This is a genomic window from Rufibacter roseolus (genome assembly GCF_017916365.1).
Lineage (GTDB): Bacteria > Bacteroidota > Bacteroidia > Cytophagales > Hymenobacteraceae > Nibribacter > Nibribacter roseolus.
In genome coordinates, this window is sequence record NZ_JAFMSU010000001.1 from 1,120,556 (window position 1) to 1,132,839 (window position 12,284).

Sequence of the window (12,284 nt, forward strand, 5' to 3'; positions counted from 1 at the left end):
ATATACCGTTTGGTGAAGTTATCTTTTTAATGATAATCTTATATAATCGCAATATAAGATTTTTCTATTCTGTCCGGCGCCGGCTGTTTTTTTTGCGCAGAGAAGACTGGCGTACAACCAAAACCGGGTCAAGGATTATTTTCTGCGGAAGGTCCACCAGGGCAGGTTCTTCCTGGCGCAGGTTCATGAATATATTGGCCGCTTCCTGGCCCATGAGGGCGGTTTGCTGGTCAACGGTGGTTAAGCCCGGGGTGATGTAGGCGCTGAAAGCCTCGTTCGCAAACCCTACCAGGCCAATCTGGCCGGGCTTGCTCCAGGGGGTTTCTTTGATGGCCTGCAGGGCGCCCAGGGCAGTAAAATCCTCTACCGCAAAAATGGCATCGGGTCTTTTGGTCAGGTTGAGCAAAGCCTCGGTGCATTTGCGGCCCGAGTCTATGGAGACCTTCCCGTAGGTGATCAGGTCGCCGTCCACTTTATAGTTATGGGCTTTGAGCGCATCTACGTATCCGCGCAGCCGCTCATGGAAAATCTGGATATGCTGCGGGCCGGAGATGTGGGCAATGCGTTGGTAACCCTGCTGGATGAGGTGCTCAGTGGCCATGTAGGCGCCCTTGTAATCATCTATGACCACGGCTGGTACATCCAGTTCATCTATGGCCCGGTCAAACAGGATGAGCGGGATTTTGCGGTTTTTCACCTCCTGAAAATGGTCGTACCGGGTGGTCTCTTTGGCAATGGAGGCAATGATGCCGTCTACGTTAGACTGCAGCAAGGTCTGTATCCCCTGCGCCTCATCTTCATAAGACTCATTTGTCTGGAACAGCAGAACGCTGTACCCCTGGCTTTTGGCCACTTTCTCAATCCCGTGGATAACGGACCCGAAGAAGCTGATTTCTGCACTGGGAATGATCACCCCAATTACGTAGGTCTTGCCCGAGCGAAGGGAGGATGCGGCGCGGTTTTGCCGGTAATTGAGTTTCTGGGCCGCTTTTCTTACAATCTCTTTGGTGGCAGAACTGATAGAAGGATGGTCGTTAAGGGCACGGGAAACCGTCGCTGCTGTTGTGTTCAGTTCCTTCGCAATATCATGAATGGTGGTTCTGCTCATGTTACGTAATCGATTACGTAAATATATCTTAAAATTTATTAATTTCGCAAATAGGTATTTTTGACTCTGTATTTTACATAATCTTAATAAAGCGTCATTTTAACACCTGTATTTTGTCTTTATTCTTTAAAAAATAAGCCATAAATAATAAATATTATAAGAAAACGAGAGAGTTAGAGGGGTGTGATTAGGAAATTAAATTGCCAATTTGTAAATATGCGACGTAATCGATTACGTTAATTTGCGAAATCGTTAATTGATGCCCGCTCACCTGTTTGTTTAAGAATCTTATAGGTCTTAAAATCTGAAGTGGATCGCTTTTACAACTCTTAACTCTTCTTACATGAAAAAAAAGTTACGCAATGAAATGTCCTTGGGCAATGGACTCTACCATCTGGGGAGGTGTAAAATAGGCCACTGGCTCCTGATGCTGATGGTCTGCCTGATGGTTAATTCCCTGGCCTATGAAGCGCAGGCGCAGGGCAGAACGGTTTCCGGAAAAGTGGTTGGTGCCCAGGGCGAAGGTTTGGCCGGGGTAACGGTATTGGTGAAAGGAACCAGCAACGGTGCCTCTACAGATGCCAACGGTAATTTCACAATCTCCCTGGCCAGCGGCCAGGAGAACGGCACCCTGGTGGTTTCCTATATTGGCTTCACCTCGCAGGAAGTGCCTATTGCAGGGCAGTCTTCTATCAACATCACCCTGCAGCCAGATGAGCAGACCCTCAATGAGGTGGTAGTGATTGGTTACCAGACCGTACGCAAAAGTGACCTGACCGGCGCGGTTTCGGTGGTGAGCCCAGAGGCCGCCAGCAGAGTGAGCGCCAACTCGGTGGCAGAGTCTATCCAGGGCTTAACGCCCGGGGTAACGGTAAGAACCGAAGGGGTGCCCGGCGCCAACGCCAGAATTGAGATCAGGGGAACCGCCAGTTTCCTGAACACCGACCCACTGTATGTGATTGACGGAATGATCGCCGACGCGAACACTACCATCAACAACAATGACATCGCCTCTATCCAGGTATTGAAAGATGCTTCTGCCGCGGCCATTTACGGGGCGCGTGCCGCCAACGGCGTGGTGATCATCACTACAAAGCAAGGAAAAGAAGGGCCGGCAAAAGTTAGCTTCTCCGCCAAATACGGGGTGCAGCAGATCCCTAAGCGCTGGGATGTGATGAATGCGAGCGAGTTTGCCGCCATGCAGCGCATGCAGTACCAGAACTCAAACAGAACCCCGCTGCCAAGTGTGGCCGAGGGTACTTTCAACCCAGCCATCAACACAGACTGGCAGGATGAAAGCCTTCAGAACGGAAGCCTGCAGGATTACAACGTTTCTTTGTCTGGCGGTACGGCTACAAGTAACTACCTTATCTCAGGTAGCTATTTCAGGAACGAAGGATTTGTGAAAGCCACTTCCTTTGACAGAGGTAGCTTACGGGTGAATACCAGCAGCCAGAAAGGCCGGGTTACCTTTGGCGAGAACATGGTGCTGACCAACTCCATCGCAAAGTCTCCGGGCGAAGGCAACCCCATCTATGACATGGCCATTATGCTGCCGGTTATCCCGGTGCAGGATCCTTCCTACATTACCCCGTCTAACCCGGACGGTTACGGCATTGGATCTACCAGCGCTGTGACCTATGCTTTTAACCCGGTGGCGGTGCGCAATTACCGCAACTACAGAACAGAGTTCGCCAAGTTGGTGGGTAACGCCTATATAGACGTGAAGCTGGTGGACTGGCTCAGCTATAAATTCAACGTGGGTTTAGAGGTGAGCTTTGACCATTTGCAGCGCATCAGAAAAACAGGGGTGTACCAATTTAACGCCACTTCTTACCCAAGTGAGATCACTGAAGACAGATCAAGATACCTCAGCACGCTGTTTGAGCACACCCTCAATTTCAACAAAACCTTCGGGGATCACTCCATCAACGGGGTGGTAGGGATTAGCCAGCAACAGGCAGAGAGACAGTATACAGCCGGCGGCAGAACCAACCTGCTGTATGCCAACGGTCAGTATTATACCACTATTGGCGCGGCCACGGGAACGGCCTCTGCCGGCGGCGGTCTGGGTGATGACTACAAGATATTTGGTTATCTGGGCCGGGTGAACTACTCATTCAAAGACCGCTACCTGCTTACCTTAACCGGCCGGGTAGATGAGGATTCCCGTTTCGGGGCGAACTACAGAAGAGGTTTCTTCCCGTCAGTGGCCGCCAGTTGGAGAATCAGCGAAGAGAACTTCTTCAACGCTCCCTGGGTGTCTGACCTGAAACTGAATGCTTCTTACGGTAAACTAGGGATTGTGGTGCCAAACCTGGGTTCCTGGCCTTACACCGCTTACATCAACAACAGCCCCCGGGCTATTTTCGGGACAGACCAGACGCCTTACATCGGGGCTTACGCCGCCCGTCTGGCCAACCCAGACCTTCACTGGGAAGAAAGGGTGCAGCAGAACCTTGGTATAGACGCCAGCTTCCTCAACAACAGAGTCTCTTTGGAGTTCAACGTCTATAACTCATTGTCAAAAGACGCTATTCTGGACCTGGACGTACCTGGCTACCTGGGTAACCTGCAAGGCAACCCGTTCATCAACACCGCTTCTATCAGAAACAAAGGTTTTGAGATTGCCGCCACTTACAGAAGCAGCACCACTAGTGACTTCAGATGGGATGTTTCGGCCAACGCCACAACCATCAAAAACAAAGTAGAGGAAGTGGGCCAAGGGGTTTCCTTTATCCAGACCGGTAATGCCCGCTCAGCGGTAGGCCGTCCGGTTGGAGAGTGGTACGTGATCAGAACCGACGGGATTTTCCAAAACCAGGACGAAATCAACCGCCACGTTAGTGCCGAAGGTACCGTGATCCAGCCTTATGCCAAGCCAGGTGACATCAGATTCATTGATAAGAACGGTGACGGGCAGATCAACAACGACGACAGAGATTTCGCAGGTTCTCCCTGGCCTTCTCTGCAAGCCGGTGGGCAGTTCAACGCTTCTTACAAGCAGTTCAGCCTGAACGTGCAGTTGGTGGGGGTGTTTGACTACACCATCTACAATGATGTGAGAAGAGCGCTGGACATCTACCAGAACACCAACTTCCGCTCAGACCTGAGCCCTTGGTCACCAACCAACACCAATACCAGTGATCCAAGAATAGGGTTGGAGACAGATGACCAGGGTATCATCTCCAACAACCGGGCAGAAAGCGACCGCTGGTTAGAAGAAGCTTCTTACCTGCGTTTCAGAAATGTTGAGTTGGGTTATGAGTTGCCGGCAAGTCTGCTCACCAAAGCCAGAATCTCAAACGCCCGCCTTTTTGTGAGCGGTCAGAACCTGTTTACCATCACCAACTATTCAGGGCTTGATCCTGACGTGACTGGTGGTATCCGGGAAAGAGGGTTGGATAATGGACACTGGCCATCGCCAAGGGTTATCTCTGTGGGTATTCAGGCCGGGTTTTAATTAAGTGTAAATAGAAAGGCATATGAAAAAGTTTCTAACATATTCATTGATGGCAGCTGGCTTGGCCATGTTCAGTTGCGATAAGGATTTAGATATAGAGAATCCGAACCAACTGGCCGTGGAAGCTTATTGGAAAACCCCGAACGATGCTCTGCTGGGGGTGAACGCCACCTACAGTACCCTGCACCGGGGCATGTCCCGCTTCCTGCCCTGGTACTACATAGGCAGGTCAGATGAAGGCAGAAGCCTTAGCCCGGCCTCGCACCTGGTGAACAACTTTGACCAGTTCCTGGTAACGGATTACAACCTGGGCGATACCTACGGGCCACTTTGGCGGGATAGTTACATTGGCGTGAATCGGGCAAACCAGGTGATTAACAATGTGCCCAATATTGAGATGGATGAGACCCTGAAGCAGCGCTACATTGGCGAGGCCAAATTCCTGCGGGGGATGTTCTACTTCCACCTGGCTACCATCTACGGCAACGTTCCATTGATCACCAAGGTGTCTGTGGTGGGTGACTTGCCGCCCACTGCAACCCAGGCAGAGGTGTTTGCCCAGATAGAGCGGGATCTGACAGATGCAGCCGCAGTACTGCCCGCCACCTACGGCTCTGCCGACCTGGGCCGGGCTACCAAAGGAGCTGCTTACGCGTTGCTGGCCAAGGTGTACATGCAGCAGCATAAGTACGCAGAAGCCGTGGCTCCGCTGAAATGGTTGGTAGAAGATGAGGGCAGAAATATCTATGACCTCATGCCTAACTACCGCGACAACTTCCTGGTTACCTCTGAGAACAACAAAGAGTCTGTGTTTGAGTGGCAGTTTGCCCTGAACCCCGCAGAAAACCATGACGATGACACAGACCCGCGGGCCGATAACCTGAACTATGGCCAGTCTTTGGCTAAGTTCATGTCTCCTCCGGGCGTGGGTTGGTCAGACGTGGAGGCCCGCAGATGGGTAGTGGATGAGTTTAATGAAAGAACCACCACCGGTGCCCGTGATCCGCGTTTGGCAGCCTCGTTCCTCTTTGACTACACAGATGAAAGAGGTCCGGCCTTTACCATGGTGTACGGCCAGACTTTCGCGCAACGCTACGGTGCCAACAATGACCGGGTATGGTTCCGCAAATTCCTCAATGACAACTGGAAAAACACCGAGGAATACAACTCACCTAACAACTGGCGCTACATCCGCTACGCAGATGTGTTGCTCATGTATGCCGAGGTGCTGAACGAGACCGGTAATACTGCCAAGGCTTATCAATATGTAGACCGGGTACGCCAGCGCGCAGGTTTGGCAAGACTGTCAGACGTGAAGCCTAACCTCACAAAGGAGCAGTTCCTGGAGCAAATCAAGCATGAGCGGCTTCTAGAGTTGTCTGGTGAAGGGCAGCGGTGGCATGATCTGGTAAGATGGGGAGATCTCACCTCTCCAACTACCAAACAGAGAGACCCAGCCTTCAACTCCTTCACGCCTGGGCAGGATGAGTTCTTGCCTATCCCTCAGTTGGAGCTGGACCTTAATCCCAATCTAAATCAGAACCCCGGTTATTGATCTTTGAAGTAAAGCCGTGGAGCTGCCCAAGCTCCACGGCCTTTTTTTACCCGTTTTCTGAAACCATCAACCAAAACATATGAAAAAATATCTACCGTTTTTGCTTTGTCTGGGATTGTTAAGTCAGCAGGAAGAGGCTTCCGCCCAGAGCTTTACCATGAAAAACCTGAACTTCCCGGTGCAGCACGGTGACGTGTCGGCGGTGGACATTGACCGCGATGGAGACATGGACCTGCTCATCATGGGCGAGGTCTCCGGCACGGAGCGTTTCGTGCAATTGTTTATCAATGACGGCGCCGGAAACTTCACCAAAACAGCTTCTCCTTTTCTGGCAGGGGCGTTTGCTTCCATTGACTGGGGCGATGTAGACAATGACGGCAGGCTGGACCTGCTGCAGTCGGGTTTTGGGGCTACGCCGTTTACAGCCTTGTTCAAGTCAAACGCCGCCGGCGTGTTCACCCAGGTAGCCAACTCCGGTATTCAGCAGGTAACTCCCGGCACCGGCTTCGCCGATCTGAATAACGACGGCTATACAGATATCTATGCTTTCGGGAACGCGAACAACACGGCCAATGATGCCACCCGGGCCAAAATCTACTTCAATAACAAGTCTGGCGGCTTCACCGAGTCGGCGCAGTTCAATGATTTCAAGTTCATTGACCCCGAGATTTCGACCGTGGACTTTGACAAAGACGGTGACCTGGATCTGTTCGTGAATGGTTTTGAGGTGGTGAGCAATAGCCGCTTTTCCAAGATGTTCGTGAACACCAACGGTACGTTTGCCGTGCGTGACCTGGGCCTCATCCAGAAAGGATTCGGGGGCGCCGTTTGGGGCGACTATGATGCCGATGGTGACCTGGACCTGCTCCTGAACGGAGACGGCGGCGCCAACGGGGAACCTTCCAGTGATATCTACCGCCTGTACAAAAACACCGCCGGCGCTTTCGCCCAGGCTACCACTTTCTCTACCTACCGGCAGATTGCCGTGGGTGACGGCGGCCGCTTCGCCGACTGGGACAATGACGGCGACCTGGACGTGATTGTCACCGGTTGGGATGACACCGCCAAAAGACAGGCCACGGCCATTTTCCTGAACAACGCAGGTACCTTCACAGCCATGGCCAACAATGACCGGTTGCCGGGTGTGTCAGAAAGCTCCATTGAGGTAGCTGATATTGACGGCGACAGCGACCTGGACCTGATGCTCACCGGCTTCTCGGGCAACAACTTCAACGGAGCCAACAGCGCCTACAATGACAAGGTATCGGTGATTGTGGTGAACCCCGCTACTACGGTGAATACCGCGCCTGCCATGCCGGCCACGCTGCAAGCCACCATGGGTACCGGCGGCGCCGTTACCTTAAGCTGGAGCGCCGCCACTGACGCCACCACCTCTGCTAACTCTCTTTCCTACAACATTTTCCTGCAAGACGCTGCCGGCAAAGTGTACATCCACCCCATGGCAGACACCACCACCGGTAAACTGATGGTGCAGAAAATGGGCAACATACAGCTCAACACCTCCTGGACCATCAAAGACCTGCCGCAGGGCAGATACCGCTACGGAGTGCAGGCCATAGACAACAGCTTCATGGGGTCACCTTTCATGAAGACCAGTTTCACCATCACCAACGGCGTGCTCACCGGCATCGCTGACCAGAAACTGGACCTGAACATGGAGGTGTATCCTAACCCTGCTCCGGGCAGAATCAATGTGAAGCTGGAGAAAGGCAAAAAGTACAACCTGAAAGTGTCTACCCTGGACGGCCGTACCGTGAAAACCCTCAGCGCCATGAACAGCGTGCAGTTGGCTTTGGCGCCGGGTGTCTACATTCTGCAGGTAAATGACAACAAAGGCGGCGTAGAGAACCGCAAGATTGTAGTCCAATAAACCAGAACCAACCGGAAAGTCGCAGAAGCCGTTTTGGGGTTGTTTTGCAGAAATCGGCCCCCAAACGGCTTGCCAGAAATTGTGGATGGGTCCTGTGGCAAATGGTGACCGTGCAAGGGCCGTGTTGCTGTTTGTCACAGGATTTTCCTGAGAAGGTGTTTTAAGGCAATTTTACCTAAAATGGCCTTAAAACGGTTCTGGCTTCTTTCCGGGCTGGTACTGCAGGTGGCCTTTGTCTCGCCTCCTTTTCAGGTGATGGTGGGCCAAGCTTTTATGGTTGTATGAAGCTTTGTGTGTTTGTATCCACTAGATGATTGTCTATATGAGACGCGGGGTTGTAAAAGCGAAAAAGAGAAAGCAGGTCCTAACGTTGCTGGTCCTGCTGGTCATTTTGTTTCTGGAATCAATGGTGTAGCGGCTTGGTTTTCTGAACCGAGCGGAAGGAGGGGGATTAATCTCACCGGGTTTGGCAAATCGCCTGAGCCTGGTGCTTACTACCTGAATAATGGAATTACTTAAAACGAAGGTCTGGTGTCTGCTGCTGGGGGTGTTGTTCACCTTTTCCTGCAAAAGCGGGGATGATGACCCTAATCCCGGACCGGGACCGGGCCCCACCCCAGGAGTACACGCAGATGATTTTCCGGCGGTAGACAACAGCACTACTTCCTTAAACATCACCTGGAACGCCACGGGCACCAAGTTGTCGCATGACGTGTATTTTGCGGAGTACGGCAGGGTGCGTCGTGTGAAAGGAGACACGCTGCTGCTGACGTATCATTATGGTACGCCCGGAAACGAGTGGGACAACATCGCCATCAGGAGGAGTATTGACGATGGCGCCACCTGGTCTGCCCCCGAAACACTCATGGCCGACAACAACCCCAGCTACTACGGTTTCTCCAATCCAGACATACTGGTGCTCAAAGACGGCCGGGTGATCCTGGCCTACACCGGCCGCGGCAACCCAGATGACAATGCCCACGCCAACATCCAGATCAGGATCAGCAATGACCGGGGCTGGACCTTTGGGCCGCCCGTGATTGTGGCTACCGGCCGGTCCTGGGAACCGTCTATGGTGCAGTTACCTGATGGCGAGATTGAGATTTTCTATTCCAGCGAGGCCCGTTGGTGGGCTGGCCCAGGGTCTACCGCGCAAGAGCAGGAGATCCTGATGGTGCGGTCCACGGACAACGGCGCCACCTGGAAACTACCCAGGCAAGTGGCCTACACCCCCGGTATGCGCGACGGCATGCCGGTTCCGGTGGTCTTGAACAACGGCAAAGGCATTGTCTTCCCCATTGAATCTGTGAAGAACTCCAAATCACCCTGGATTGTGTGGTCCTCGCTGGAGGCCCGCTTCAACTACCAGGGGCCCAGCACCACCGCCAACAGCCGACGCTGGCTGGCCACTTCGCAGAATATCTGGGGCGGGGCTCCGTACCTCATCCAGTTACCGTCTGGCGAGACCATTCTCTCCTGCCAGGATGCCGGTGGCCGCTCTGTAGGCGCCGACTGGAAAAAGAATACCATGCTGGTGTTGGTGGGCAACAGCTCGGCCATGAACTTTACCAACATTACCTACCCCTGGCCCAACCTGCCCAATAATGAGGGCGCCTATTACTCGTCTATGTTCCTGAAAGACGCCAACACCATCTGGTTAATTACTACCCGGAATTTCAGTGACGGGCACAGTGAGGTCTACCTAAAAGAAGGACACATAGGGCCTTGAGGCGCTTAGGAATCAACAGGGTAGGAGAGCGTTATAAAAGAATTATTTACTGAGTTATTTACAATTTATGCATCATTACAAACGGCTGCTGTATGGTATTACCCTTTTTCTGGCGCTTGGCGCAAGCTGCAAAAAGGAAGCGGATGAAGTACAGAAACCAGTCACCCCCGGAACCAATACATCCAACACCTTTACCAATCCCTTGCTGCCCAGCGGACCAGATCCGTGGGTGTACCAGCAGAACGACACCTATTATTACACCCATACCCTGGGCAACCGCATTGGCTTGATCAAGACCAAGACCATCTCGCAACTGGGCAAAGAGGCCTTTACCACCGTATTCGCGCCTGGGGTCTCAGAGCCATATTCCCAGAACCTTTGGGCTCCCGAGATCCACTTTTTGCAAGGCAAGTGGTACATCTATTTCGCCGCTGATAACGGGAATGATGTGAATCACCGCATGTACGTGCTGGAGAATGCTGCCGCAGACCCTACCACCGGCACCTGGACCATGAAAGGCAAACTGACCCCTACTACAGACCGATGGGCCATTGACGGATCAGTGTTTGAGCACGGCGGTCAGCTGTACTTCATCTGGTCTGGTTGGGTGGGCAACAATGACCCGGGCATCCAGCAGATTTACATTGCTAAGATGAGCAACCCCTGGACACTGGAGGGAGACCGCGTCATGATCACCAGGCCTACCTTCAATTGGGAGATGAACGGCCTGGTGAATGAAGGCCCCGAGGTGATCAAGAATGCGGCTGGAAAAGTTTTCATGGTGTACTCGGCCAGTGGCTGTTGGACCGATAGTTACTCCCTGGGCCGCCTTACCCTGCGTGACAACGGCAATCCCATGAACCCTGATGACTGGATTAAGTCACCCGCGCCTGTGTTTGCTACCAAGGCTGAGAGCAACGCCTTCGGGCCGGGCCACAACGGGTTCTTCAAGTCGCCGGACGGCACCGAGGACTGGATCATTTACCACGCCAACTCTTTCAGTAACCAGGGCTGCGGCAACACCAGAAGCCCGCGCATCCAGAAGTTCACCTGGAACGCGGACGGTACGCCCAACTTCGGCGAGCCGGTGAAAATCAATACGCCGCTTCCCCGGCCATCTGGTGAAGTGAAATAACCTTTGCCTGAAAAGAGCCGAAGCAATTATAGTGGACCTGGTTTATGGCCTGTTTTTAGAAGAACAGGCCATAAACGCTGGCTTCTTTATCGGCAAAGGCCAGGGACTGTCCTGGGATAATCCCGCAAGGTTGACCAAGGCTTTCCTGACCCAAATACCGTTGGACTTAAACCAAAATAGAATTTGATGAGACCTTTACTTTCATTGTTCGCTATTCTCTGCCTGGCCACGGGCGCTTTCGCGCAACGGTCCGGAAACTTCAATGGCCTGGAGATGAACCTAGGCAACCTTTACCGTACCTCCAACGCTGAGACCCGCTCCATCAGCCCGGAGAACTTCACCGGAGAGAAAGGCAAAGGCGGCATGGCGCCCTTAGACAAAGGCGTGCACGGCCGCCAGGCGCGCGAACTGGGCGTGGGCTGGAAAGTAAACCCGTTTATCTGGATTGAAGGGGGCAAAACCGTTACTCTGGCCGAGATTGACGGCTCCGGGGCCATCCAGCACATCTGGATGACCCCCACCGGCAACTGGCGGTACTCTATTCTAAGGGTATACTGGGACGACGAGAAAGAGCCTTCCATTGAGGTGCCCGTGGGCGATTTCTTCGGGATGGGTTGGGGCGAGTATGCGCCGCTGAACTCTCTGGCCGTGACCGTGAACCCTGGCAGCGCTTTCAACTCATACTGGGTGATGCCGTTCAGGAAGAAGTGCCGCATCACCATGGAGAACACCCATTCTGAGCGTATGAACCTGTTCTACCAGATAGACTACACTCTCACCGATATCCCCAATGATGCCGCGTATTTCCACGCGCAGTTCCGGCGCAACAATCCCACCAAAGGTTCTTTGTATACCCTGGTAGACGGTATCAAAGGCAAGGGCCAGTACGTGGGCACCTACATGGCTTGGGGCGTGAACAACAACGGCTGGTGGGGCGAGGGCGAGATCAAGTTCTACATGGACGGCGACAGAGATTTCCCTACCATCAACGGCACCGGCACAGAGGACTACTTCTGCGGCTCCTACAACTTCGAGAACAAGAAAACCCGGCAATACGAGCCGTACTCCACCGCCTACGCCGGGTTGCACCAGGTTATCCGTCCTGATGGGCTGTACAACGCGCAGCAACGGTTTGGCATGTACCGCTGGCACATCGTAGACCCGGTGCGGTTCAGCAAAGATTTGCGCATCACCATCCAGGACCTGGGTTGGCGCAGCGAAGACCGGTACCTTCCGCAGCAGTCAGATATCAGCTCAGTGGTGTATTGGTACCAGACTGAACCGCACGCGCCGTTCCCCAAACTGCCGTCTAAAAACGAGTTGGAAGTAAACTGACAAGCAATCTGTTTAAAGCCTGATTTCTTGAAAACATCCTTCAAGCGGGAAAAGCCCAAGAAGTCTTG

At 53.0% G+C, this 12,284-nt stretch carries 7 protein-coding genes; 6 read left to right on the forward strand and 1 reads right to left on the reverse strand.

The annotated features are described in order from the left end of the window. Positions 1 to 64 precede the first annotated feature (64 nt). Positions 65 to 1,108 (reverse strand): LacI family DNA-binding transcriptional regulator, encoded by a 1,044-nt coding sequence (locus J3P35_RS04660; RefSeq protein WP_210463195.1) that lies wholly within the window; start codon positions 1,106 to 1,108, stop codon positions 65 to 67. A 343-nt stretch (positions 1,109 to 1,451) separates the two neighbouring features. On the opposite strand from J3P35_RS04660, the gene J3P35_RS04665 reads away from it, so the two are divergent. The 6 genes from J3P35_RS04665 (at position 1,452) to J3P35_RS04690 (ending at position 12,216) form a co-directional block, all read left to right on the forward strand. Further along, positions 1,452 to 4,571: a SusC/RagA family TonB-linked outer membrane protein gene (locus J3P35_RS04665; RefSeq protein ID WP_210463196.1), complete on the forward strand. Its 3,120-nt coding sequence runs from the start codon at positions 1,452 to 1,454 to the stop codon at positions 4,569 to 4,571. Between the two features lie 22 nt (positions 4,572 to 4,593). Further along, positions 4,594 to 6,126, forward strand: a complete 1,533-nt coding sequence (locus J3P35_RS04670; RefSeq protein WP_210463197.1) for a RagB/SusD family nutrient uptake outer membrane protein — start codon at positions 4,594 to 4,596, stop codon at positions 6,124 to 6,126. Between the two features lie 79 nt (positions 6,127 to 6,205). Beyond that, on the forward strand, positions 6,206 to 8,017 hold the full coding sequence (locus tag J3P35_RS04675; RefSeq protein ID WP_210463198.1) for a T9SS type A sorting domain-containing protein: 1,812 nt from the start codon (positions 6,206 to 6,208) through the stop codon (positions 8,015 to 8,017). A 505-nt stretch (positions 8,018 to 8,522) separates the two neighbouring features. Further along, positions 8,523 to 9,746, forward strand: a complete 1,224-nt coding sequence (locus J3P35_RS04680) for a sialidase family protein (protein WP_210463199.1) — start codon at positions 8,523 to 8,525, stop codon at positions 9,744 to 9,746. Positions 9,747 to 9,813: 67 nt separating this feature from the next. Beyond that, positions 9,814 to 10,881 carry a glycoside hydrolase family 43 protein gene (locus tag J3P35_RS04685; RefSeq protein ID WP_210463200.1) on the forward strand — a complete coding sequence of 356 codons (1,068 nt, stop codon included), beginning with the start codon at positions 9,814 to 9,816 and terminating at the stop codon, positions 10,879 to 10,881. Positions 10,882 to 11,067: 186 nt separating this feature from the next. After that, a complete protein-coding gene (locus tag J3P35_RS04690; protein WP_210463201.1) occupies positions 11,068 to 12,216 on the forward strand; it encodes a glycoside hydrolase family 172 protein in 1,149 nt (382 codons plus the stop codon). The last annotated feature ends 68 nt before the right edge of the window (positions 12,217 to 12,284 follow it).